General features: G+C 55.0%; 21 protein-coding genes. 9 read left to right on the top strand and 12 right to left on the bottom strand.

What is annotated here, in order from left to right:
• Nucleotides 1-54 precede the first annotated feature (54 nt).
• Nucleotides 55-438 carry a rhodanese-like domain-containing protein gene (locus OLTU_RS15875; protein ID WP_439956694.1) on the bottom strand — a complete coding sequence of 128 codons (384 nt, stop codon included), beginning with the start codon at nucleotides 436-438 and terminating at the stop codon, nucleotides 55-57.
• Between the two features lie 272 nt (nucleotides 439-710).
• On the opposite strand from OLTU_RS15875, the gene OLTU_RS15870 reads away from it, so the two are divergent.
• From OLTU_RS15870 to OLTU_RS15855, 4 genes are read left to right on the top strand one after another with little or no spacing between them, the layout of a single operon-like run.
• Nucleotides 711-2,198, top strand: a complete 1,488-nt coding sequence (locus OLTU_RS15870) for a TolC family protein (protein ID WP_141733746.1) — start codon at nucleotides 711-713, stop codon at nucleotides 2,196-2,198.
• The gene (locus OLTU_RS15865; protein ID WP_141733745.1) at nucleotides 2,195-5,302 is read left to right on the top strand and encodes an efflux RND transporter permease subunit; all 3,108 of its coding nucleotides are present in this window, start codon (nucleotides 2,195-2,197) and stop codon (nucleotides 5,300-5,302) included. The genes OLTU_RS15870 and OLTU_RS15865 overlap by 4 nt, the downstream gene beginning before the upstream one ends.
• The gene (locus OLTU_RS15860; RefSeq protein ID WP_141733744.1) at nucleotides 5,302-6,822 is read left to right on the top strand and encodes a sensor histidine kinase; all 1,521 of its coding nucleotides are present in this window, start codon (nucleotides 5,302-5,304) and stop codon (nucleotides 6,820-6,822) included. Before OLTU_RS15865 ends, OLTU_RS15860 begins: the two co-directional genes overlap by 1 nt.
• Nucleotides 6,823-6,840: 18 nt before the next feature.
• Nucleotides 6,841-7,140, top strand: a complete 300-nt coding sequence (locus OLTU_RS15855; RefSeq protein WP_141733743.1) for a hypothetical protein — start codon at nucleotides 6,841-6,843, stop codon at nucleotides 7,138-7,140.
• Here the strand turns inward: OLTU_RS15855 and OLTU_RS15850 are convergent.
• Nucleotides 7,137-7,760 carry a hypothetical protein gene (locus OLTU_RS15850; RefSeq protein ID WP_141733742.1) on the bottom strand — a complete coding sequence of 208 codons (624 nt, stop codon included), beginning with the start codon at nucleotides 7,758-7,760 and terminating at the stop codon, nucleotides 7,137-7,139. The genes OLTU_RS15855 and OLTU_RS15850 overlap by 4 nt on opposite strands.
• Nucleotides 7,761-7,899: 139 nt before the next feature.
• On the opposite strand from OLTU_RS15850, the gene OLTU_RS15845 reads away from it, so the two are divergent.
• On the top strand, nucleotides 7,900-8,754 hold the full coding sequence (locus OLTU_RS15845; RefSeq protein ID WP_141733741.1) for an alpha/beta fold hydrolase: 855 nt from the start codon (nucleotides 7,900-7,902) through the stop codon (nucleotides 8,752-8,754).
• A 13-nt stretch (nucleotides 8,755-8,767) separates the two neighbouring features.
• Entirely contained in the window at nucleotides 8,768-9,280 is a 513-nt protein-coding gene (locus OLTU_RS15840; protein ID WP_141733740.1) for a peroxiredoxin, read from the top strand.
• A 119-nt stretch (nucleotides 9,281-9,399) separates the two neighbouring features.
• On the opposite strand, the gene OLTU_RS15835 is transcribed toward OLTU_RS15840, so the two are convergent.
• Nucleotides 9,400-10,221 carry a hypothetical protein gene (locus OLTU_RS15835; protein WP_141733739.1) on the bottom strand — a complete coding sequence of 274 codons (822 nt, stop codon included), beginning with the start codon at nucleotides 10,219-10,221 and terminating at the stop codon, nucleotides 9,400-9,402.
• A gap of 176 nt (nucleotides 10,222-10,397) precedes the next feature.
• On the opposite strand from OLTU_RS15835, the gene udk reads away from it, so the two are divergent.
• Nucleotides 10,398-11,039, top strand: a complete 642-nt coding sequence (gene udk / locus OLTU_RS15830) for a uridine kinase (RefSeq protein ID WP_141733738.1) — start codon at nucleotides 10,398-10,400, stop codon at nucleotides 11,037-11,039.
• Between the two features lie 433 nt (nucleotides 11,040-11,472).
• Nucleotides 11,473-13,503, top strand: a complete 2,031-nt coding sequence (locus tag OLTU_RS15825; protein WP_141733737.1) for a vWA domain-containing protein — start codon at nucleotides 11,473-11,475, stop codon at nucleotides 13,501-13,503.
• A 73-nt stretch (nucleotides 13,504-13,576) separates the two neighbouring features.
• Here OLTU_RS15825 and OLTU_RS15820 read toward each other — a convergent pair whose 3' ends face one another.
• From OLTU_RS15820 to OLTU_RS15785, 8 genes are all read right to left on the bottom strand, one after another.
• Nucleotides 13,577-13,981 (bottom strand): response regulator, encoded by a 405-nt coding sequence (locus tag OLTU_RS15820; protein ID WP_141733736.1) that lies wholly within the window; start codon nucleotides 13,979-13,981, stop codon nucleotides 13,577-13,579.
• Nucleotides 13,982-14,005: 24 nt separating this feature from the next.
• Nucleotides 14,006-14,923, bottom strand: coding sequence for an outer membrane protein assembly factor BamD (locus tag OLTU_RS15815; protein WP_141733735.1), 918 nt, complete (start codon nucleotides 14,921-14,923; stop codon nucleotides 14,006-14,008).
• A 10-nt stretch (nucleotides 14,924-14,933) separates the two neighbouring features.
• On the bottom strand, nucleotides 14,934-16,043 hold the full coding sequence (locus OLTU_RS15810) for a hypothetical protein (protein ID WP_141733734.1): 1,110 nt from the start codon (nucleotides 16,041-16,043) through the stop codon (nucleotides 14,934-14,936).
• A 102-nt stretch (nucleotides 16,044-16,145) separates the two neighbouring features.
• Nucleotides 16,146-17,456 carry a TRAP transporter large permease gene (locus tag OLTU_RS15805; RefSeq protein WP_141733733.1) on the bottom strand — a complete coding sequence of 437 codons (1,311 nt, stop codon included), beginning with the start codon at nucleotides 17,454-17,456 and terminating at the stop codon, nucleotides 16,146-16,148.
• Between the two features lie 10 nt (nucleotides 17,457-17,466).
• Complete coding sequence (locus tag OLTU_RS15800) at nucleotides 17,467-17,922, bottom strand: TRAP transporter small permease (protein ID WP_141733732.1); 456 nt, start codon at nucleotides 17,920-17,922, stop codon at nucleotides 17,467-17,469.
• 14 nt (nucleotides 17,923-17,936) lie between these two features.
• Nucleotides 17,937-18,935: a TRAP transporter substrate-binding protein DctP gene (gene dctP, locus OLTU_RS15795; protein ID WP_141733731.1), complete on the bottom strand. Its 999-nt coding sequence runs from the start codon at nucleotides 18,933-18,935 to the stop codon at nucleotides 17,937-17,939.
• A gap of 28 nt (nucleotides 18,936-18,963) precedes the next feature.
• Entirely contained in the window at nucleotides 18,964-19,869 is a 906-nt protein-coding gene (locus OLTU_RS15790) for a TRAP transporter TatT component family protein (RefSeq protein ID WP_141733730.1), read from the bottom strand.
• Nucleotides 19,870-20,067: 198 nt separating this feature from the next.
• Nucleotides 20,068-20,574, bottom strand: a complete 507-nt coding sequence (locus tag OLTU_RS15785; protein ID WP_141733729.1) for a helix-turn-helix transcriptional regulator — start codon at nucleotides 20,572-20,574, stop codon at nucleotides 20,068-20,070.
• 208 nt (nucleotides 20,575-20,782) lie between these two features.
• Between OLTU_RS15785 and OLTU_RS15780 the strand changes: the two genes are divergently transcribed.
• Nucleotides 20,783-22,126: a SpoIID/LytB domain-containing protein gene (locus OLTU_RS15780; protein WP_141733728.1), complete on the top strand. Its 1,344-nt coding sequence runs from the start codon at nucleotides 20,783-20,785 to the stop codon at nucleotides 22,124-22,126.
• Nucleotides 22,127-22,260: 134 nt separating this feature from the next.
• On the opposite strand, the gene OLTU_RS15775 is transcribed toward OLTU_RS15780, so the two are convergent.
• A complete protein-coding gene (locus tag OLTU_RS15775) occupies nucleotides 22,261-23,697 on the bottom strand; it encodes a sensor histidine kinase (protein WP_176736663.1) in 1,437 nt (478 codons plus the stop codon).
• Between the last annotated feature and the right edge of the window lie 31 nt (nucleotides 23,698-23,728).

Below are 23,728 nucleotides of genomic sequence, written 5' to 3'. Positions count from 1 at the left end.
AAGAGGAGGTCGCACTGGAACAATTTGGTAAGAATGACTGCATGGAGGTTGACTTCAAAGAACGCCGCTGGCAACGACCGGCAGATTGTTCTCGATCCAGCCGCGGAAACCGCCGGTCATGGAGAGCACATTGGTGTAGCCCATCTTCTGGATGCTCTGTGCAGCCAGTATCGAGCGATAGCCACCGCCGCAGTAGAGTATGAGCGGCGTTGAGGGATTGGGAATTTTCGTTTCAATGTCCCGCTCAATCAGGCCCTTGGAAAGATGCACGGCGAACGGCAGGTGTCCGGCCTCCCATTCCGTCTCTTCACGCACATCCACGAGCACGAAATCCTTTTCCGGCTTCAGACGGCGGGCCACTTCCTCGCGACTGATTTCCTTCACTTCCTTTTGCGCGTCCGCCACAAGTTTAAGAAATCCTGGCTTATGATCCAAAATGCGCCTCCTGAAGCTGGGTCTTTAACATGGCCCGCATGTTCTCATAGCTTTCCGGCCTTGTCAAAACACCAAGCTGCTGACCTGCCCGTTCTTTGCACAACAAATATGCAGCCGCCCGGTTGTCTACGTATCTTGCCTCAAGTCCCCCACCATCCATCCGTTAAGTTAGCGGGAGAATTGCCATGGACAGTCGACTTCAGACCCGGACCCGTTTATTCTGGGTCAGAAGTGCTAGCTAAAAATCTGTAGTGGCAAGTCTTGTGGAGGCTTCGATGCGCGAGTTTGTGAAAAAGCATAGGGTCCATTGGGTGCAGTTGGCAGCCCTGCCTCTCTTCTTATGCTGTTGGGGTGTGACTGAGGCACGAACCCTTACCCTTGAAGAGTATCTGACTCAGGTGCGAACCAGCAATCAATCGCTGCGAAGTGCGCACGCCACGATCGAAGCCACCAAACAGCGGGAATATTCCAGCGATCTCATCACCACGCCCCAGGTCTTCGGCCAGGTGGCTCATTCGGTGGATGAGAAGCCACCCAGCAACATACTCTCCGGCGACAAGATGGAAGCCACGACCTATAGCCTCGGCGTCCAGAAAATCTGGAGCTTTGGGCTTCAATCCCAGCTCAGCTACAACCTGAACAAAATCGATATTGAACGCGATGATTTTCCCTCGCTCCTGGCACCCGGTGTAATCAACCCTTTGGTGGCCTTGAATGACGACAGCACCAAACGCTGGTCTGAAGGCCGGACCCAGCTCGACCTTGTGCAGCCGCTCTGGAAGAACTGGATGGGCCGTGAGTATGATCTCAACCGTGAGGCCACGCAGGCCAAGCTCTCGGCGCAGCGGCAGGGTGAGCAGTATAAGATCAAGGCTCTGCTCGCTCAGGCGGAATTCATTTACTGGCAGCTGGCCCTGGCCACCGATGCGGTCCGCACTCAGGAAGGCGCCCTGGTGCGCTTTCAAAAGATTCGGGATTGGGTCAAAAAGCGCGTGAATCTGTCACTCGCCGATCGCGCGGATCTTCTGCAGGCGGAAGCGGGTCTCAAGGCGCGACGCTTTGAATTGGAGCTCAGCAAGCGGGATCGTATATCCCTGCAAAGAACATTCAACTCCCTGCGTTCGGTGCAGGGGGACCGCCTCGAAGTGGATATCATGCCGATCAGCTCGCGCATGCTGAGTGATATGACCATGGCGGCCGGTTCCATCAAGCGTCTTGATGTGGAGGTGGCCCGCTCCCTGGAAAAAGCCGCGGAATCCGAGGTTCAGCAGTGGCGCGAAAAATTCAAACCGGATGTCTCCATCTTTGGCAGTTACGCCGCGAACTCGCGCGATGACTCGCTCAGTGGCGCTGCGTCGGATGCCTTCAAGTCGGATAAGCCGACCATGGTGATCGGCCTGAAGTTTTCCACGCCGCTGGATCGGGATCTGATCAATCGGGAACGCACGGGCCTCGTCAAGGCCAGTGAAGCCGCGCGGCAGGAACGTGAGCAGATGGAATTCAATGCCCGCCAGGAATGGGAGGACCTGATGCGCCAGCTGAGTGACGCAAAAATCCGCCTGCACCTGGCCAATGAAATCGAAAGCGCGCAGAAGCAGAAGCTTGATTATGAAAGGAATCGACTCGAACGCGGTCGTACCACGACGTATCAAATTCTGCTCTTTGAACAGGATTATGCCAGCGCGCAGCTGGGTGCGATCAAGGCGAAAGCGGATATCCTGGGTATCATCGCCAAACTCAAGTCCTTCGGAGATGCCACATGAATCTCGCCAGCTTATCCATCAAGCGCCCGGTTTTCATCACATGTATCGTGATCGCGATGCTGGCATCCGGGGCCATGTCCTTTATGAAGCTCGGTGTGGATCTCTTCCCGAACGTCACCTTTCCCTTTATTTCGGTGTGGACGATCTACCCGGGAGCAGGTCCCAAGGAAATTGAAACGCAGGTCTCCAAGATCATCGAAGAGCAGATCGCCACCATTCCTGGACTCAAGAGCGTGGGTTCCGTGAACCAGGAAGGCTTGAGTGTGGTTTCCGCGGAATTCACCCTCGAAACCGATGTAAAGTTCGCCGAGCAGCAGGTCAAGGATAAGATCGCGCTGGTGAGGCGCAACCTGCCCGATGGGGTGGAGGAACCGCTTCTCCGCAGGATCGACCCTTCCGAGCAGCCGGTGGCCATTATCGCAGTTCAGGCCGATATGCCGGAAACCCAGCTCTTTGATCTGGCCGATCGCGTGATTCGCCCGATGTTCGAACAGATTCAACATGTAGGCCTCGTCGAGGTTCTGGGCGGACGCAAGCGCGAAATCCACGTTCTGCTCGACCGTCAGAAAATGAAGGCGCGCGAACTGTCGGTGAATTTGGTGGCCCAAAGACTGGGCGCCTCCGGCCTCAATATCCCTGCCGGCAAGGTCATCGAGGGTGGCAAGGAAATCGTTTATCGCACCCTTGGGGAATATCGCTCGCTGGATGAAATCGGCAAGACGGTGGTCAACTTCCTCGGCAACGAGGTTCCGGTTCAGGTCCGCGATGTGGCCCAGGTCACCGACAACATGAAGGATGAAACCACCCGCACCTTTTTCAATGGCAAGCAGGCCATATTCCTGAATGTCTATCGCCAGTCCGGATCCAACACCGTGGACGTGGTGGACAACGTGATCAGGAAGATGGAAAAACTCGCGGTCACCTTGAAGACTCAGCCGGGCGCGCCCCAGGTTGAACTCGTGCGCGACGGCAGCAAGCTGATCCGGGCCAACATTGCCGACGTTTATGAATCCATCATTATCGGTATCATCCTCACCATTATCGTGGTGTACTTCTTCCTCGCCAATGGCCGTTCCACCATCATTACCGGCCTGGCGCTGCCGAACTCGCTGCTCGGTGCCTTCATCCTGATGGCGATCTTTGGCTTTACCATCAACATCATGACTCTTCTGGCCTTGAGTCTCTCTGTGGGACTTCTGGTCGATGATGCGATTGTGGTGCGCGAAAACATCTTCCGGCACATCGAACTCGGGGCTTCACCAATTGAAGCGGCCATCAAAGGCACCTCGGAAGTAACCCTGGCCGTCATCGCCACAACCCTGGCGGTCATCGCCGTGTTCGGTCCGATCGCCTTCCTGCAAGGGATCGTCGGTCAGTTCCTGAAGGAATTCGGTCTGACCATCTGCTTTGCCATGGCGATCAGTCTCTTCGATGCTTTGACCATTGCCCCCATGCTGTCCGCGTATCTTGCGGGCTCCTCGCATGGAGCGGTCAAGAAAGGACTCGCCTACTATACCACGGGCGTTCTTCTGCGCGCCTTCGGACGCTTCCAGGATTGGCTGGAGCACCTCTATGAAGGCCTTTTGAAACAGGTGATCCGGCTGCCCTGGCTGTTTATCGCCCTGGCGGTCGCCGTGTTTCTGGGCTGCATGAGCCTCTTCCCGTATATCTCGAAAACGTTCCTCACGCCCCAGGATTTTGGCGAGTTTTTGATCACGCTCGACACGCCCCCCGGCACCAGTCTGGATGAAATGTCCAAGCTGGCTCTGGAGGTTGAAGGCACCGTGCGCAATTACTCCGAAGTCCGCCGGACGGCTATGACCGTCGGCAAGAACAGCAAGAGCAACTTCGCCGAATATTATGTGGAGCTGGTGCCGCGTAAGGAGCGCAACATCAATACATCCGAATTCAAGGATGAATTAAGACGAACCTTGCAAAAGTATAAAAGCGCCAACCCGATCGTCAAGGATATCGACCTGATCGCGGCCGGCATGCGTCCCTTTAACGTCAACATTGAAGGCGCCAACCTTGAAGAGATCGAAGGCATCGCGCAGGAACTCTTCAGACGCATCAAGGATCATCCGGCCCTTCAGGATGTGGACATCAACTATCGCCCCGGCAAGCCTGAGGTTCAGGTGCATATCGATCAAAAACGTGCGGAACGTCTCGGGGTGCTGGTCAACAGCGTCGGAGCCGAGCTGCGGGGTCAGATCGAAGGCGTGACACCGGCCGTGTTCCGGGTGGATGGTGAGGAGTATGATATCCGCCTGCGCATGCGCGAGGACCAGCGGAATCTGAAGGAGGAGTGGTCCAGGATCTTCGTGCCCAACATGAACTTCTCCAACGTCCGCCTGAGTGATTTCGCCCGCTATGAAGAGGCGGAAGGTCCCTCGACCATCAACCGCCGCAACCGGATGCGCTACATTCAATTGAACGCGGACATCAACCCGTCCGGCGCCGGTCTTGATGCGGCCATGAAAGAAACGGCGCGCATTCTGCAGGAAGAGATGAAAATTCCATCCCATATCGGCTTCAAGTTCGTCGGCCAGGGGGAAAGCTATCAGGAGATGAAGGAAAACATGATCGTGGCGATGTCGCTCGGCGTGCTCTTCATTTACCTGGTTCTTGCGAGTCTTTACGAATCCTTCGTCACACCGTTTACGATCATGCTCGTTCTGCCGTTGGCGATCTGCGGTGCGGTGGCCGGGCTTTACGTTTGCAGCAAGTCGCTCGATCTCTTCTCGATGATCGGTTGCATCCTGCTCCTTGGGGTGGCGATTAAAAACTCGATTCTGCTGGTGGACTTTGCCAACCACAAGGTGCAGGAAGGCATGAGCCGCAATGAGGCCATGATCCTGGCCGGCAAAACCCGCTTGCGGCCGATTCTGATGACAACGTTCGCGCTGATCGCCGGCATGCTGCCGATCGCGATCGGTTTGAACGAGGCCTCGGCGCAGCGCACCAGCATGGGGGTGGCGATCATCGGCGGTCTGATTTCGTCGACACTCCTGACTTTGATTGTGATTCCGGCGGCGTATTCGTACGTTGATCGTTTCCGGGTCTGGAGCCTTGAGGTGATGAAGAAACTCTTTATGGCGAAGTGATGGCAGAAAAGCGGAAATACAGTCGTTCGCTGCAAAGGCGGCTCGTTATCACCATTTTGTTGGCGAGCTCAGTCCTCACGACTGTCTTTACCGCGATTTCCTTTTATATGGACTATCGCGAGGAAATGAACAGCCTCGAGTCCACCTTTGAAAGCCTCGGTCACAGCAGTGTCGACAACATCGCGGAGTCGCTTTATGACTTCAACCATCCCGGGGTCATGACCCAGATCCGAGGCATTACCGGCATTCGCGATATCACAAAGGTTGTGGTCATCGATGAGGACGGCAAGGTCTATGCCGAGGCCAAGGGCGATGTGGATAAGAGCGCGGTGGTCAGTTACATCGGGCTGGAGCGTTTTTTCGAGGACAAGCGCACCGCGAAGGTCTATCCCCTGATGAACCCCAGGATGCCCCAGCAGATGATCGGGAGCGTGTCCGTGGAAGCCTCCCAGCGCAATATGTTTGTACGTCTGTCGAATAAGGCGATTTATTTCTTTCTGACCCAGGGTTTGAAGACCCTGATCGTGTCCCTGATCATGATCGAGATTTTCCGCGTGCTGGTCACGCAGCATCTCAAGCGCATTGTGGACTTCCTTGCCCTCTATGACTTTCAAGCCAAGGAAGCGGGAGAACCCCTGACGTTGAAGCGTCATCCGCCGCGGCGTCCGGATGAACTCGATTCCATGGTGGACACCGTCAATACCCTGTCCCAGCGTTTGCATCAATTCAATGCGGCCATGCAACAGCAGTTTTACCGCAAGGATCAGGAAGTCCGGGATCAGCGGGCCATTGCCAGCAATGTGGTGAAGCTGGCCATGCTCGGGGAAATGGCCGGAGGCGTGGCGCATGAAATTAACAATCCCCTGCACATCATCAAAGGCTACAATGATATTCTGGTCGATCAGCTCGGACAGGGCGTCATGGATCGCGAGGTTTTGCATCGGGCCTCGCTGGTGATCGACCGGAACACCAACCGCATCGCCCGGATCGTGTCGAGTCTCCTGATGTTCTCACGCCGTGGCGATCAGGAATTTTTTGAATTGATCAGTCTGTCCCAGTTGATCGCTCAGGTTGTTTCCATCACGCAGCCTCTTGCGGAAAATCACGGCATTCACTTCGAAGTGGAACTCGATGCCTTGCACGATGTCCCGCCCGTTGCATGTCAGCAGTCGCAGATTGCGCAGGTTTTGATTAATATCATCAATAATGCCATTGATGCGATCATGGACCAGGAGCACAGCGATCCCTGGATCCGCGTGACCGGTCGGGTTGTGGTCGATCAGGTGCAGATTGAAGTGATCGACTGCGGTGCAGGCATACCCGACGCCGTGGCCGCGAAAATGTTTGAACCCTTTTACACCACCAAGGAAGTGGGCAAGGGAACGGGGCTGGGTTTAAGCCTGAGCCTTGGGATTATCGAGCAGCATGGGGGTCGGCTTTATCTGGACAAGCAGAAACCCCATACCTGTTTTGTGGTGGAATTGCCGTTATCACAGGAAAAGGCCCAAAGGGCCTCTTAAATCGGGAAGGGACACAACTTGGCGAAAATCCATGGACCATCCGTCACCCGCGCGACCATTCTGTATGCCGCAGCCGTCGGCGCCTGGTTATGGGCCCGCACACCCAGTGGACAGACAGGAAAGCCTGCTTATGCCGCCATCGCGATGCTGGTTCTGGCCATGGTCTGTGGACCTGTGGCCCTCATCAATCTTTGGAATATCGTCTGGGGCAGTTTCAAGACGCAGCGTTCCGTTCCCATGTTCCTGCTGGAACTGACCTACGCTGCCATCCTCCCTGGTCTTTTCTTTGGCTGGCACGTCCTGAACATGATCCGCTAGATCGCAAACCAGCGACTGGACTTGATGCCAAGGGTCTTCATCAGCCAGCCGCGCGGCGCAATCGTCGCGGGTGGCACGAAGGCTTTGCGCTTCAGGATCTTCGCAATCATGATATCGCTGAGGATGTGCGAAAGATCGGCAAAGGTCCAGATCATGTACCAGGGCGATAGGATCACGCTGCGATAGGTTTCCAACAGGTCGTAGCCCTTATAATGGAGCCAGGGCGCCACCAGCAGAAACAGCCAGGAGGCCTTGAGCCAGGTCCCGATCAAAGGCCAATGCAGAATGCCGCGATGGGTAAAAAGATAGCCGAAGGGGGCCCAGATCAGGTTGTGCATGATGTTGAGCACAAATTGGAAGGGTTTCACGAGGCGCAGCAGCAGCCTGAGACGCATGCGGCGCAGCCCGTGAGTCAAAAATCCGAGCGGTGCGGTTCGCGCCCCGCAGCGGTTTCCCCGAACATCCAGGTCAGGGTTCAGATAGCGGCAGCAATAAGCGTAGAAAGCCGCATAGCCCACCCAGAGGGCGGCTTCTTCCGGCTGTTGCGGCAAACCCTTGGCCGCGACGATCGAAACACCGGATATGGTGCCAAACACCCAGTCCATATACCAATTTTTCATGAGTTCTCCCATTCCATCCTTGGAATGACAAACGAGCCCATCTTGCCGATTTCAGAAAAAAATTCAATGCAGGTTTCCGGAGATACGGACATAATGGGCGGCAGTTCTTACTTTCGGGCTCTTTTGTTCAGGACTTGACATGGTACCGATTGAAATTCAATTGCCTCACTCCCGGCTGGTCATGCAGGGTTTCCAGTCCAATCCCTATGCCTCGCGGCGGGCCGTGGCCCTGCATGGCTGGCTGGATAACTGCTACACGTTTCGTCCTCTGGCCGAACTTCTCCCTGAAGTGAATATCATGGCCTTCGATCTCCCTGGGCACGGGGATTCCAGCACGCTGCCCGAAGGGGTGTCCTACGATTTTCATCAGTACCTCGTGTGGCTGCATGAACTGATCGCAGCCCTGGATAGGGTGCCGGACTTTTTTCTGGGGCACTCGATGGGGGCGGGGATCATGAGTTTGTATGCGGGTGTCTTTCCGGAACGAGTATCCCAACTCATTCTGATCGAAGGCATCGGCCCGCTCACGGCCTCGGAGGCGGAGGCGCCTCGCAAGATGCGGTCGTATATCGAAAGCTGGTCGCAGCAGGGTCGCCTGCGCAATGCGCTCTATGCGAATCGCGAGGAGGCCATACGGGCCCGACAGAAAAATGGACCGTTGAGCCTGGAAGGCGCTCAAACCCTGGCCGAGCGTGGTGTGGAAACCCGCGGGCAGGGTGTGGTGTGGAAACATGATCCGCGCTTGAAATTACCGAGTCGTTATCAGTTCAGCGAGGGCCAGGCGCTGGCTTATCTTGGCAACATCACGGCTCGCACGCTTTATATTGAAGCCACGCAGACGATCATTCCGGACAATGACCTCACGCGGCGTCGCAAGCAGGCCATCCGGAACTTCGAGGCGGTAACGCTGGCCGGAGGGCATCATCTGCATCTGGATGATCCCGAGCCTGTTGCCGCGGCTCTGCGGGATTTTTGGAAACATACTCTGACCTGATAAAGGAGGTTCCATGAAACGATGGTTTGCTGGTTTGGCTTTGATCGCGTCCTTTGCCACTGCGGAAGCGGCTGAACTCAAGGTCAATGACCCGGCTCCGCTGTTCGAATTGAAGAATCATGAGGGCAAGGCCTTCGATTTAAAATCCCGCGCCGGACAATGGACGGTACTTTACTTTTACCCCAAGGCCGACACTCCGGGCTGCACGAAGCAGGCCTGTGCCTTTCGCGATAACATCAAGAAGATTCGGGCGCAGGGTGCGGAAGTTTATGGCATCAGCGCCGACACTGTGGAAAAGCAGGCCAGCTTTCACAAGGGGCAGAAGCTGAATTTCGATCTGCTCGCTGACCCTGAAGCCAAGGTCATCGAACAGTACGGCACGAAGATGCCGATGATGGCGATGTCCAAACGCTGGACGTTTATCGTCAGCCCGGAGCTTAAGATCGCGTCGATAGACAAGGATGTGGACCCGGTGGTCGATTCGGAAAAAATTGCTGGGAAGATTGCGGCGCTGAAGAAGAAGTAGGGAAGGGCGACTCAGGTCGCCCCCTTGGGTTCATGGCTCGCGGCATCTGGCGACTCAGGTCGCCCCCCTGCATACGCGATAAGGCCCATCTGCACGGGCGATTCAAGTCGCCCCCTGCTTCATTTCGGCTTTTTGATGTAGTTCAGCGTCGCCGTAATCTCAAGCGCCGTATGAAAGCAGTCCATTTTCTCATTACTATCGTCATTATCACCCGTCGCGACCAGGTCCACGGGCACTTCAGCCTTTCCCTTGATGGCCTTGGCGATCCCGACGATTTCATTGTAATTCAGTTTGAAGCTGATGGGTCCTACGGTATCCGTCTTGGGGAAGGCGCAGCGATCCATGGCACCGATGCAGTAGGGTAGTGCATCGAAATCCACGGGCTCTCCCCTGACCTTCAGGAAGTCCCACTTATAAAGTCCGTTCACCTGATCGAGCTTCGGCACAAAGTCCTTGTTGCTGGAAAAGATAACGAAGTCATCGATCGTTAAAATAAGAAAATCATCGTACTGGATTTTGGCATTGGCCGGGGCTTCCAGCGTCATGCTGCAGATCTCACTGTCCTCCGGCAGCTTCAGGCTGGATGTGGAGACCTCGTGGGCCTGCAGAAAAGCGTCCCTTGGTTCCTTGTTCGGCTCCACATTGAACCGGCATTTCTTGCGTTCTGGAAAATTCAATTTCACCTGGCTCTTGAGAAGCTGCACCGGCTTCTCACAGCTCTGATTGAGCTGCAGCTCGGTGGTCGAGGTATCGACCGAGGTCGTGTCCACCGGAGGAATATTCGGAGTCTCCGTCCCGGTTGTCACCGTCGGGGTGGTGGTGGTGATTTGGGGCTCTTCCGGAGGATTTTCCACCGCAGCGGCCCCACCTTTGAAATTACTGGTTTTACAGGCGACCAAACCGAATGTGCCGATCAGGATAGAAAACGCGATAAACTTCATGCACCACTCCCTTTAAGCCTTGCATTCCAGCTTAAAAGAGACGCAGGGGACCGTCAACTCACAATAAGTCAAAAGATTCATTGACTGTTTGGCATGGTGGCCGGAGAACTGTTGCCATTCCCGGTAAACTGCCTTACATTGCCGCGACCGCAAAAAAATTTGAGGAGCTTCCCCCGATGACGTCCCCGTTTATGATCGCCGTATCCGGTGGTTCTGGTTCAGGCAAGACAACCTTTGTCAGTAAACTGTGGAATCGTTTGGAAGTGGAACGCCCTCTGGTCATCAGCATCGATCACTATTACAGCGATCTCTCGCATCTGCCCTTTGAGGAGCGCGCCCTCAAGAATTTCGATGACCCCGACGCGATCGAACGCGACCTTTTGCATGAACAGATCAGCCTTTTGCGCAACGGTGTTGCGGTGGATCGCCCGTGTTACGACTTTGCGAGCCATTCCCGTCTCAGCAAGACGGAACGCCTGGATCCCAGCAGCATCATCATCGTCGATGGCATCTTCTCCCTTTGTTATCCGGAACTGCTCAAGCTCTTTGATCTGAAAATCTTTCTGGATGTGGAGGACGATGTGCGCGTGGTTCGCCGCATCGGTCGTGATATCGCGGAACGTGGCCGCAGTTTTGATAACTGCGCGGGTCAGTATCTCGGCTCGGTGAAGGCCATGTATCAGAAGCATATCGAACCGTCCCGGAGCCAGGCCGATTTCATCATCCCGTGGCACAGCTTCAATGAACGTGCGGTTGGCTTTTTATCCAATCTTGTGCAGATGGAAGTGCAGAACAAAAGAAAAATGACTTCCCGGTAAGATCCCCTCAAGCCGTTTTGGGGATAATTCCGCCATCGTCCCGCCTTCATATTTCTCCAATTATTTCAACGAACTGAATTCCGAAATCCTGACGTGACGTTCAGGTTCGCCCGGAATTCGTTCGTCAAGGTCACGAAAATTCGCCTCCGCATACGCCTGGTCCAGAATTAAATCACCCCTCTCTTTCCTTGTAAAAGCCATGGCTTATACGTTTTGTCTAACTCACAAGGATCGCTTACCGTTTTGTATGTTTGGCTGCAGGGAGCAGAAACTTTCCGAAGCGGTTGGTTACAAGGACGGTCGAGGACCGCATATAGAGGAGGAGTCCATGAGTAAATTCAGCCCGTTAGTGGTGCGGGCCCAGATATCTGGGCCACTTTTGTTATTGCTTCAAGCAGCTTGTGGTAGTCCGCCCCCGGCATTCAACGAGGAAATGAATCCTCTGAGCAGGGTTTACTACTCTGGGGATGCCACGGCGGAATACAACAGTGATCTCAATCAAGGGGATGACCATACCGCGGCGGATCGCGGTGAGGAAGGCCCTGGCTTGCCCGCTGTGGCAGCCGCCAGCTGGAGCTTCCAGGCCACCACCGTGGCCCCTGGGAGCCTTGCTTTGGACGTCACCAACGGCCAGATCCGGCAACGCTTTCAAATGGAAAACAACGTCGTGGCGACCCGCCTGGATTTTAATCAGGTGAACCGCCCCGTCGTGACCGAAGCCTTCCGCCAGGGCTCGGAGCAGGAATTCAAAACCGAATCGTTTGCGCAATCCGCAAGCGCCTCCGGCCTTCTGGATGTTCTCGTGGTGATCGATACCTCGGGTTCCATGAAAGAGGAGCAGAGCAACCTCAGTACCAAGCTTATGCCGCTGCTTTCCTATGTGAAGGACGCGGATTGGAAAATTGGTGTGGTCACAACCGACCCGAACGCCGGTTGTCTGCGTGGTCTGATTCGCAAAGGGGATCGGAATGCCGAGCAACTGTTTGCCAATGCTGTGAATGCCGGTATTCAGGGCAGCGGTAACGAACGCGGTATCCTGCAGGCCGTCAATGGTCTGAAAGGCGAGTGCAACCAGAACGGTTCCTGGCTGCGCACCAACTCCACCGTTGCTGTTCTGATCGTCAGTGACGAGGACAACTGCTCCGCCGGTCAGGATTGCGGCAATGTTCCCTGGGCCAGGGCTGATTACCTGGTCAACTACATGAACAGCATTCGTAAGGTCGGCGTCAACGCCCGGACTTACGGCCTCGTGTGGCACCCCACGGTGACCCAAAGCGCCTGTAATACAGCGTTCCACAAAGCCTCGATTTATGCGGATGCCATCTTCCGCACGGGCGGGAGCTGGGGTTCGATCTGCGAATCGGATTACTCGAACACCCTGCAGGCCATTTCCTATGACCTCAGCGTGATCCTGAAAACCCAATTCGCTCTGCAGTATGAGCCTTATGCCAGCTCGTTGAAGGTTTATGTGAACAATCAGCTGCAAAAGTCAGGCTACCGCTTGACCGGCAACGTTCTGGAATTCACGTCGGCTCCTGCCGAAGGTTCCAGCATCCGCGTCGAGTATGAGTTCACCAACGAACCACCGAAAAACGAGTTCTTCCTGGCCAACCAGGTCGATGGCTCGACTCTTCAGGTCTATCTGGATGGAGCCCCCACTTCGGCCTTTACGTATGATGCCGGGGCCCGCAGCATTCGCTTCAATGATGCGCCCATGGTTTATGAGATCAAGGCTGTTTACCGCAAGGAAGGCGAGCTGAAATCCGACTTCCAAATCGGTAACAATGCCAATCCTTCGAGCGTGCGCGTGTCTGTCGATGGAAAGGCCACCACAGGCTTTTCCTACAGCTCCAGCACTGGTCTGGTTCGCATGACCAAAGCGCCTGCGGACTCCGCAGCGGTGAGCATCAGCTTTGATCAGACTCTGACTCCCAAACTGAGTTATCCCATCTATGCTGCCACGGACGTCCGCAATGAGGTTCGTGTCTATGATGCGAAAACCACGCGCGCGATCCCGGTCCGCATCGAGAACGATCAGGTTGTGTTTCAATCGCGTGATTACCGGGCTCTGCGTGAGATCCTGGTGGTTTATCCGGCAGCTGGCAGCGATGCCCTGAAGGTGGATCTTGGGCGTGCGGTTCTGGAGGATAGCATCGTCGTCAAAGGTGAGAAATCTGGCGCCTGTGCGCCTGCCCTGTTTACGGTCAATGGTTCGGAAGTGGATTTGAAGAGCTGTAAGTTCCAGGCGAACGAAGGCATTCTGATCGACTTCTCTTATGCCGCTGCGCATAACCATATCTTTGATCTGGGTTCGCTGGACATGGATCTGTCGCAGTACAGCTGGAAAGTGGCTGTGAACGGCGTCGAGACCAAGGACTACAGCATCACGGACAATCAGCTGATCTTCCCGGATCTGCCGATGCACTCCAAGGTGGATGTCAGTCTCTTTAAGGTGACCCACTAAGATTAGAGAAGAAGACCCGACCTGAAGGCAAACGAATCAAAGGCGCTCGCTGAAAAGCGGGCGTCTTCTATTTTTAGCTGACCTCTTTCTTTTTTTGCTTCTCTTCCGAAAGAATCCGCTTGATAATCTGCAGCAGCTCTTCGCCCTTGAAGGGCTTGATCAGCCAGCCATTCACACCCAGCTCCCGGGCCTTGCGGATCATCGCGTTATCCCCCTGCTGGGTCAGAACGATGATCGGGCCGGTGAAACTGCGGTCTTCGCGCAGAATGCGTGCCAGTTCCAGCCCTTCGAGCTTCGGCATGTGAATATCGGTGAGGATGATGCGAACCCGATCCTTGTTCGCATCAAACAGCGCCAGGGCCTCGATCCCATCCTCAGCCGGGAGCACGTCCAGTTCGGGGAGTTTGAGAAAGAAGAGCAGTTGATCCCTTATGGTGCGGCTGTCTTCCGCGATAATGAGACAAGGTTTTTGGATCATGCAAACGTTCCTCAGCCAGCGTGGTTAGAAGCAGGTGTCAGGAGTCAAACAGTTTTGAACGAGCTCGCATTTGGTGACCGATCCATCCTGGGCCGTGGAGACCGTGGCGTCATCTGTTAACGCCTCATAAACGCATTGCAGCCCCAGGGCCTGACAGGCCGCACTGGAACCGCAGGCGGGTGTGGTGGAACAGCCCGCATCCGCATTCTGATTGAATTTGGCGAGCTGGGCCTCGATGGCATTCAATTCATTGCCCGTGCCGGTGGCGTCAATCAGTTTGCAGTCCGAGGTGGCTTCCAGGATCAGACTGAACCGCGTCTGCACCGTGGCGATGGTGGTCAGGCTCGTGTTCAGATCGGAAAGATCCGGACACTGCGCGGCGGGATTGGTGACATCCGTTGTCGCGGCCAGGTTTGCCAGACTGGTCGTCGTGCCTTGAATGGCTGTGGTGGCATCGGTGACGGCCGGCAGCGCCATGACTCCGGCCAGGAAGCAGGCAAGGTTTTTCACACGGCTGGCGCTGCGATCGGGCGCGCCCAGAAGATCGTTGACGCTTTCCGTCAAGGCTGTCAGACGCAGATCACGGGTTTCCCCTTCACCGACCACGGCGCCCGAAATTTGATCGAAGAGATTATCAATCCCGTTGCCACTGCCCCTGTCAAAGCTATCGCCATCGACGATGTCGGTGAGGATGGTCCACATGCTCAGACCGGACTGTCCGAGACGTGCCGTGCTGCGCAACAGCCGCAGCTCATTGCTATCACGCTCGACTTTTTCCAAGCTGTTCATGGCCCCGGTATAATCGTGCTCGTCCATTTTAATGCGCGCCTCTTCCAGAAGCGCGGTGTCATTTTCCGGTTTGACGACCGACTGGTAGACATTGAAATCACAGCCTGTGAGAGCCCAGCCGATCGGAAGGGATAGCAGTAGGCGACGCCACATGGGTTGCTCCTCAAAAGCTCATGGTGGATTGCAGAGTCGCGGCCCAACGACGATCCATGCGCTGGCCCGGCGTTTCACCTAACTCCACGGCATAATTCGCGATATCAAGGCGGAAGATCCAGGCATCAATGAAGGCGCCTGCGGTGATGTAACCTTCCCTTAAACCCGTGGTCACGCCCACATCATGATCCTTGCCATAGAAGCTGCGACCAAACTCAGCGCCCCAATGGAGGAGTCGGGTCAGGTTCAGGCCCTGGCGATTCATGAGGTCGCGCATTTCACCCGACAGATCCAGATCCCACGAACCGAACTTCAAACGGTAAAGGCCGCCCGTGCTGATCACGGATTCCAGTTTGGGTGGGATTTTGGTTTCATCGCTGTTTTCAAATGACGTGTCACCCACGTTCTGGACCGTCAAACCCAAACGCAGAGCGGGAGTGGGTCGCCAGATCAAACCCAGGTCACCGCCGTAACCCAGACCGCTTTGCAGCTGCGCGTAGTCATCGAATTCCGTTTCCGACGGCGGGACAAATTCCAGAATATCTGTGAACCCCATTTGACCATGGATATAGAGTCGATACATGGGCCGGAAGGTGGCTCCGAGCAGAAACTGCTTCCCCAGTGGCATCGCATAGGAAAACTGCGCGCCGGCAAAGGTATCCGATTCGAATTCAGCCTGGGGTGTCGTGGGATCCCGCAGTTCCAGCCACGAGGCGTTGGTGCCGAAGAATTGAACCTCAAAGGATTTGATGCGCATCGACAGGGCCGAGAGTTGGCCGCGGACGTACTGCCTTTTGCCAAATTTGTCATCAAAGCTGCGCAGAAAGCCAAAGCCGCCTTTACCCACGGAGCTGAGTTTCATCAGATCGGAAATGGTATCAACGGAATTTTGCCCCACAACGCCATCAAACTGCAGGAAACTCAGCTGGAACGTCGAGCGGCTTTCGGCGAGCGCCGCAGGATTCAGACGGGCGGCCTCGGTGGAGTCAAAGGCTCCGACGAACGTATCTCCGCGACCTGCCGCCCGGGGAGATACGAAGATCGCCTCGCGTTCAGCAGCCCAGGCCGGACAGGAAACATAAAGCAAAGGCAGAAGCACAGTGCTTCGGGCGAATCGCATAAGGCGCTCCCTTACGATGGCAACCTGTAAGTCATAGCGCTTATTGTACCCGAAGACAGCAGGGCCTCGTCAACGACATTAAGGGCCCTGTATACAGAACTCTCAAGGCGTGCTGCCGCCACCGACTCCCACGAGACTGATCCAGGGGATGTACGTGATGATGAGCAGGGCCAGGAGCAGCAGGAGCAGGAAGGGAAGCGTGGCCACCACCAGTTCCGGAATGGGCTTTTTGAACCGCGTGCTGGCAATCAGGAGGTTGATGCCGAGCGGTGGATGCACAAAGCCGATCTCCAGGTTCACCAGGAAAATGATGCAAAGGTGCATGGGGTCTATGCCGAACTGTGCGGCAATGGGGATCAGGATGGGCACGACCACGACGATGGCCGAAAAGATGTCCATCACAAAGCCCACACCGAGCAGGAAGATGTTCATAACCAGAAGGAAGACCAGCTTGTTTTCGGTCACCGTTTTCAGGCTTTCGATCATCCGGGTGGGGATGTCTTCATCGATCATATAACCTGTGAAGCCGACGGCAAAACCCAGGATCGTGATAATGGAACCGGTCAGTACCCCGGCTTCAATCATGGAGCGGGGTAGATCGGAGAAGAGTTTGAATTCCTTTTTAATGAACACAGCGACTACGATCACCCAGACCAGGATCACGGCCGAGACTTCATTTACGGTAACAAAACCACCGTAGATACCAATCATGATGATGAAGACGATCGGCAGTTCCCAGATCGCATCCCGGGTGGCGCGGACCACCTCCGTCCACGAGAAGGGGGAATCGGACATGGACAGGCCGAGGGACTTACGGCGGCGGTAATCATAAATGATCGAATAGATAAAGATGATGACCAGCATCAGAACGCCGGGCAGGAATGCGGCGTTAAAGAGTTCTGTGATATCAGTCTTGGCCACCACCCCGTAAAGGATCATGGGAAGGCTGGGCGGGAACAAAAGGCCGATACAACCCCCGGTAATCAAAAGGCCCAGGCTGAAACGCTCGCTGTAGCCCTTCTCCAGCATGATCGGATAGAGAATGCCGCCGAGGGCGATGATGGTCACACCGCTGGCACCGGTCAGGGTCGTGAGCAGAGCGCAGGACAAAAGCCCCGCGATGGCCAGACCACCCGGCATCCAGCCGACGATGGATTCCATAAAGGCCATGATGCGCTGCGGAGCCTTGGTATCTTTCAGAATACAACTGGTCAGGGTAAACAGGGGCAGGGCGACCAGGAGAGGGGTCGAGGCCAGACGGTTCAGCTCAATCAGCACCGTCTGCATGTTATCGGAGTCCATATCGATGAAATACAGACAGGTCAGAGCCAGGGCGCCGAAGACGGTAAAGAGGGGGACTTCAATAAGAGCGAAAATACCAATAACAATCAGGACAAGAGTTAGAATCGACATCGGTCAGCCTTTATTTGTTCTGATGAAGGGGATACAGGATCAGAATGAAATAACGGAAGGCAGCAGTCGCGAAAAATATCGGGATGATCGATGAGATATAACCCTTGGGTCCGAAGATCTTCAGCTCACCTGCCATGAAGTCCTTGGACAGGTAAAGGAGGACCAGCATCACCACGCAGCCGAAGGCGGCTGCAAAGCGATGCAGGATGTCCTTGGCATTTTGCGGAACAAAGCGCAGGACGAGTTCCATGCTGATGTGCTTGCCATCTTTCAAGGCCAGCGAGGCGCCGATCAGAGAAATCCACATGACCATCGTCGGCAAATATTCCAGGATTTCCTGTGAGGATTGGCCCAGAACGTTGCGTTGGATAATGTTGACGGTCATCAGCACGATCAGCGCTGAGAAAAGGGCGATTATAAGAGCCCTCTCGACCTTCTCCAGGACATCGTCGAATCTTTTCAGCATGGAACCCACCTCTGTTACTTACGCATACCTTTCAGGATACCTTGGACTTTATCAAAAAGCTCTTTGGAATAAGTATCACCGATACTCTTCTTGTAAACGTTCTCCGCATAGCTGTGATACTTTTTGATATCGGCTTCGGAGGGTTTCAGGAATTGGATGCCGTTGGCTTTGAGCAGGCCCTTGGCCTCCTCATTTTCCTTGCGGGACACATCGACAACTTTCTTGCAATAGACTTTGGCCGTATCCCGCAGAATTTTCTGCTGATCGGCTGGCAAGGCGTTGAAAGTCTCTTTCTTCATGATAAAGGCCCCCGTGGAATTCACAAAGGGATAATCGAGCATGTACTTCACTTTTGAGAACCACTGGAAGGCCACGGCGGCCAGAGGGGGGCTATAGAAGGAGTCGATCATGCCCTTGTCCAGACCCATGGTCACGTCGGTCAGGGTCAGAGGCGTGGCGCGAATGCCGAACTCTTCCAGAAAACGGGAGGCTACGGTGTCACCGGTCCAGACCCACATCTTGATGTTTTTCAGGGAGGCTTCGTTATCGATCTTCTGCTTCGAGAAGACGTTCACAAAGCCGGCTTCGGCGAACCCGAGGAGGACATAACCCTTCTTATCGAATTCCTTGGCAAAGTCGTCGAACAGGACTTCCTTGACCTTGTCGATCTCCTCATTGGTTTTGAAAAGCAGGGGGGCTTCCAGGATCCGGATCGACTTCACGAGGTTTTCCAGGCCCACGCCGGTGAACGCAGCGGCCTGCAGCGTATTTCGCTCCATGGCGCGCAGCATATCGATCTCGTCGCCTTTCTTGCCGCCGTCCATAATTTTCAGGTCGAGCTTGCCGCCGGTTTGTTTCTTCAGGTCGGCTTCCATCTCTTCAACGATGTTGGTCCAGGTGCTGCCCTTGGGCGTCACGATTCCGAACTTGATGTTCTTAGCGGACAAGGTGGTCGTCATCAGCAGAGCTGCGACACTGACACCAAATTTTGTCATGAGTGAAGGTAAGCGCATGCCAATCGTCTCCTCAAAGTGATCCGAATTAAAAGAAATCTTCAACGCTGTTAAGATACAGTTTAGCACGGGATTTGGCCAGACTGTTGTATAGCCGCAGCTGCGGAGCCTTGTCGGTATCGACTTTTTTCTCGATCACAGCCTTCAGCACTTTTTCGAAACCCGGGCGGTCCTGTTTTTGGACCAGGACGTAGCGGGCGTGGAAGACATCGGCCAGCAGAAAGTCAGAGCCGGCCTGCTTCTGAATGGCTTTATAATGAGCATCCGCCTTTTCAAAGTTGCCGCCCATCATTGCGGGTCGCGCACCGTAATACAACATGAGAAAGAGATGAGCGGAGCCGAAGTTGTAGGATTCGTCGAGTGCGATCACACGTTCCATGACTTTTTCCATTTTGGGGCCCTGGGCCAACGCAGCCATGGAGTTCATGTTGCGGTTCAGAAAGGCGGCAACGTTGAAGCCATACCAGTAAAGAGCCGGCACATCATCCTTGTCCAGATCATTGAGGCAGCTGTCCAATTCGGCGATGACTTTCAGACCTTGTTCGCAGCGCTTGCTGCTGGCGATTAACGCGCGTTCGCCATATTGCTGACCGCGTTGATAGAAACGATTGATGCGCTCCTTAAGCTTGGCCTTATCACCTAACTCCGGTGTTTCCAGGTCAGCTTCGAGAAATGCGAAACCATAACTTGCGTACATCTGTGACAAAATCGCGGGAATTTGTTTATTTTCCGGGTCGCTCTCCAGCATCGCTTCGAGGAGTTTCAAATTTGCGGGGATCGCATCGCGAATCAGTTCGAGGTCTTCATCTTTTTCAAAGGCCGGAACCCCGCTTGCGACCAATTCACCCATCTGTTGAACCGCCATGGTTTTCAGTGAGCAGTTGGACAGTGAAACACTCGTTGCCAGGAGGAACAGGAGGGATCCGAAACGCATACGTGCACCTCAACCAGATGTATGGACCATGTCTCTGACCACAGGAATTGGCCATCATAGTAACGGAAAAGGTGCGGCCTCGCAGCCCAAAATGGGGTGGGGGTACAAAAAAAGGGAGCCCCGGTGAGGGCTCCCCTGTGAGATACGAGAAATTCGATGGGATCAAGTGAGGACTTTGAGCGAATGATGTCCGCCTGATTAAACAGGGGTCGCGGCTTTGAAGGATGCTTTGTAGCGTTCCAAAGATGCGATCACAACCCGATCAAAGGCTTCATAGAGTTCCTGTTGCAGACGCTGAACATCACGCGGACCATTGGGTTCGCGGTTCAGGTTCTTCAGCAATGCCGATGGCGTTTGCTGGAATGTCTTGCGGAAGAAGCGCGAGAAGTGTTGTGGACTGTTGAAACCACAGAGGGTCAACACATCCATCAAGGGCAGACCCAGGTCCATTTCAATAACGTCCTTGGCCAGGTGAGCCCGGAACGACCACAACCAGCGCATCGGCGCCTGCTTGTAGTGTTTGTGAAAGAGTCGGGTCAGAGCAAACTTGGAAATTTTGACCGCATCCGACATGTTTTCCAGAGTCATGTCCTCGCCGATGTTCGCGACGATGTAGCGGTCAAGGATTTCCATGAGTCTTGGGGCGTTTTCTTCACGCAACTCAGTTTGGGATGCGGGCGTATTCAAAGTTTCGGCGTACAGCATGGTCGGCTCCACTGAGTAAGGTTGCCCGGGAGCGGGCAGGTAAGCCAGTTTATACCCATGTCAGATTTTCCAGTCAAGTCTTTTTGGTAAAAAATAAAAAAGCAATGATTTCACGGTTGTTAACCCCCAGTCGCAACCCCAGGCTTGCTGCGAAGGAAAATCGCATGCTAGATAGGCAGGCACTAGGAGTCAGACCGAGGTGAAAGTCATGAAACAGTTGATAATAAAGGGCTGCGTGATCATTGCGTTAGCCATTCTAAACACCGGACGGGCTGCTGCTGTTGATGATGGTTCCTCTGTGATGCTGGACCTGGGTTCGAAACGTATAACGTCGCAATCGGTGATTCGGGTTAAAGTTTTCCCCCACGAGCGGGCCTATCCCCCCCATGGGCTGGACAGTATCCGTGACCAGATCACGATCCAATCCGAACGTCCATGTTCTATATATAACGCCAGCCCCGACCGGCCTGTCGCCCAGGGCGCAGCCACAAGCAAGGAGTCGGTCATCGCCCTGAACGCGGCGACGATGCCGCAGCCGGTGATGATCAGCTGCCCGGCGGGATTCAAATTGGAACGCAAAGGCACGGGCGGTGCTCCCAATTTCAGCTATGAAGGCCGCCTTTACGTGCGTCCGGTGGCCGGTACCTCCGGGGCCCGCGAGCTGGAAGCCATCAATCTCATCAATCTCCGCGACTATCTGCGCGGCGTTGTGCCTTCCGAGGTTTACCGTGAATGGGCCATGGAGGCGCTGAAGACCCAGGCTGTCGCCGCCCGCACCTATGCCGTTTATCACCTGCTTTACGCTCGCCGTTATGAAGCTTCCCGCCTCTGGGATGTGGACGATACGATCAATTATCAGGCCTATACGGGTACGAGTTTGATTTCTGAGCGTACAGACATCGCTGTGCGCGAGACCGATGGCCAGATCCTGACCTACCATGGGAAGGTGATTCAGGCTTACTATCATGCGGATAGCGGCGGACAGACCGAGGAAGCTCTGGCCGTCTGGAGTCAGTCGGTCCCCTTCACCGTGGCCCGTCGTGAGGCCGGTGATATGAATCTGAACAAGACGATGTGGGAAAGAAAATTTACCCTGGGCTCTTTGACTCAAACCCTGCGGGCCTACGGTGTTTTGGAAGGTGATCGCACCGTGCGCAATATCGTGGTGCCGATGGTCGGGCGAACCCCCACCGGTCGCGTGCGTTCCCTGGCCATCATCGATCAGAGAGGGCGCTATAAGCTGATCTCGGTCAACGCTTTCAAACGAGCCGTGACAGGACTGCAATCCAATCTGTTTGCCATCGAGCGTGACAGCAAGCCCGGACACTTTATCGTGAAAGGTCTGGGCAATGGCCATGGCGTGGGCATGAGTCAGATGGGGGCCGCGGCTCTCGCAGCTCAGCGGGCCTGGACGTATAAGCAGATTCTGGAATACTACTATGTTCGCACGACACTCTGTTCGCTCGATGGCGAGAAGAAATCGCTGCCGGATTGCAACGAGGAATCAGAGAAGTATGCGAGTGATGCGACTCTACGTGGTTCTTCGAGCTGAGTGCCTATCCGAAAACCCCTCGTATGCGGCGTTGTCCGCCTCGCTGCGGTGCTCATTTACCTGATGTAAACTGCGCTCCTCGCTCGTTGACGCCTTGCCTCCGAGGGGTTTTCGGATAGGCACCAGAGGGGCGCTCAGGCCTGTTGCTGCATAGGCCGCAGAGGCAGCTGCAGATCAAACTTCGTATGCGAGGAGGCCGGGTCGAGACGCAGATCTCCGCCGTGCCGTTTGGCAATCGAAAGGGAAATGCTGAGACCAAGACCGGTGCCTTTGCCCAGGTCCTTGGTGGTAAAGAAGGGTTCCATAATGCGATCGGCCAGCGTCGGAGGAATGCCACTGCCGGAGTCGATCACCGACAGGGTAAAGCGATCGCCCTCGCGACGGCCAATGACCTGAATCCAGGGCTGCTCCTGTTTGTCGATGGCATCGCAGGCATTGCTCAAAAGATTGAAGAGAACCTGGGACAGTTCCACCTCATTCGCATAAAGCATGACATCCTCCGGAAGATCGACCACCAGGTTGATGCCCGCGCGACGAATTTTTTCCTCGCAAATTCCCATCACTTCATCAATCAACTGCCGAACCCGGAACTGGGTGCGTGGCGTGTTGGTGCCATCACGCGAGAGTTTGCGCAGACTGTTCACGACCTGGGCGATGCGATCGCCGGTGGCCAGAATCTGCTGGGTGCAGCGCTGCACCTGGTCGAGATTCTGTCGACCCAGTTCGCGCGACAGGCGCTGGGCCGAAGCCATGATGATGGCCAGAGGGTTATTGATTTCGTGGGCGATGCCGCCGGCCATTTCCCCAAGGCTGGCCAGACGTGCCGATTGAATGGCGCTGATGCGCTGGGTTTCCAGTTCGCGTTCGGTCGCCTGCAGACGCTGGGCATTCTGTTCGTGATGACGGTCGAGTTCGCTGATCACAATATTTAAACTCGTCACCAAGGAATCCAGCTCATCCGGTTTTCCAGGACGCCGTTTCAGATCCAGATTTTGCCCGGAACGAAAGCCATTCTTGCGATAGGATTCCAAATAATGAGCGACATGCACGAGATGGCGAGTTACGTAGCTTTGAAAAATGGCGAGAATGATCAGGGAAATCAGCAGCGTTTTGATGCCCTGCATGATGAATATGACCTGTAACTTTTCCATCAGGCGTTCGATGATATTGATTTTGGAAGCCTTGACAGTCAGAAAACCAACAATCCGCGGCGGCTCAGGATTCTGCTGCAGGTTGAGGTTGTAACGGCGGGTCACCTTGGGCTCGGTGATCAGGGTTTCCCACCAGGCACCTGGTCCGGGATGCGATGGCCGCTGCATGATATACAGTGGCGAACCATCGATGTCGCTGACCGTGACTTCAATGAAATCACCGGTCGCGACAATGCCATCCAGGAATTTGCGGATCTGTCCATCATCAAAACTCCAGACAGCCGCACTCAACGGATTCAGCGTCAAACGCTCAAGCTGGTGGAAAGCGTTTTCCAGCAAACCCAGCTCAGATCGATAGTCCAAGTAAAGGTTGATGCAGGTGAGGACGGTGGTGATCAGCGTCGAAGTCGCCAAAATCATGGATAGTATTCTTCGCGAAAGGGCGTGTGAC

Source organism: Oligoflexus tunisiensis (assembly GCF_001748245.1).
GTDB classification, from domain to species: Bacteria; Bdellovibrionota_B; Oligoflexia; order Oligoflexales; family Oligoflexaceae; genus Oligoflexus; species Oligoflexus tunisiensis.
Note: the sequence above shows the minus strand (reverse complement) of the source record. Positions and strands in the feature narration are given on the sequence as shown.

Coding starts and splice junctions, on each gene's coding strand:
- OLTU_RS15780 (WP_141733728.1), top strand. CDS start 20,783: ATGAAACAGTTGATAATAAAGGGCTGCGTGATCATTGCGTTAGCCATT.
- OLTU_RS15775 (WP_176736663.1), bottom strand. CDS start 23,697: ATGATTTTGGCGACTTCGACGCTGATCACCACCGTCCTCACCTGCATC.
- OLTU_RS15850 (WP_141733742.1), bottom strand. CDS start 7,760: ATGAAAAATTGGTATATGGACTGGGTGTTTGGCACCATATCCGGTGTT.
- OLTU_RS15825 (WP_141733737.1), top strand. CDS start 11,473: ATGAATCCTCTGAGCAGGGTTTACTACTCTGGGGATGCCACGGCGGAA.
- OLTU_RS15815 (WP_141733735.1), bottom strand. CDS start 14,923: ATGTGGCGTCGCCTACTGCTATCCCTTCCGATCGGCTGGGCTCTCACA.
- OLTU_RS15845 (WP_141733741.1), top strand. CDS start 7,900: ATGGTACCGATTGAAATTCAATTGCCTCACTCCCGGCTGGTCATGCAG.
- dctP (WP_141733731.1), bottom strand. CDS start 18,935: ATGCGCTTACCTTCACTCATGACAAAATTTGGTGTCAGTGTCGCAGCT.
- OLTU_RS15860 (WP_141733744.1), top strand. CDS start 5,302: ATGGCAGAAAAGCGGAAATACAGTCGTTCGCTGCAAAGGCGGCTCGTT.
- OLTU_RS15835 (WP_141733739.1), bottom strand. CDS start 10,221: ATGAAGTTTATCGCGTTTTCTATCCTGATCGGCACATTCGGTTTGGTC.
- OLTU_RS15810 (WP_141733734.1), bottom strand. CDS start 16,043: ATGCGATTCGCCCGAAGCACTGTGCTTCTGCCTTTGCTTTATGTTTCC.
- OLTU_RS15785 (WP_141733729.1), bottom strand. CDS start 20,574: ATGCTGTACGCCGAAACTTTGAATACGCCCGCATCCCAAACTGAGTTG.
- OLTU_RS15820 (WP_141733736.1), bottom strand. CDS start 13,981: ATGATCCAAAAACCTTGTCTCATTATCGCGGAAGACAGCCGCACCATA.
- udk (WP_141733738.1), top strand. CDS start 10,398: ATGACGTCCCCGTTTATGATCGCCGTATCCGGTGGTTCTGGTTCAGGC.
- OLTU_RS15800 (WP_141733732.1), bottom strand. CDS start 17,922: ATGCTGAAAAGATTCGACGATGTCCTGGAGAAGGTCGAGAGGGCTCTT.
- OLTU_RS15840 (WP_141733740.1), top strand. CDS start 8,768: ATGAAACGATGGTTTGCTGGTTTGGCTTTGATCGCGTCCTTTGCCACT.
- OLTU_RS15805 (WP_141733733.1), bottom strand. CDS start 17,456: ATGTCGATTCTAACTCTTGTCCTGATTGTTATTGGTATTTTCGCTCTT.
- OLTU_RS15865 (WP_141733745.1), top strand. CDS start 2,195: ATGAATCTCGCCAGCTTATCCATCAAGCGCCCGGTTTTCATCACATGT.
- OLTU_RS15790 (WP_141733730.1), bottom strand. CDS start 19,869: ATGCGTTTCGGATCCCTCCTGTTCCTCCTGGCAACGAGTGTTTCACTG.
- OLTU_RS15870 (WP_141733746.1), top strand. CDS start 711: ATGCGCGAGTTTGTGAAAAAGCATAGGGTCCATTGGGTGCAGTTGGCA.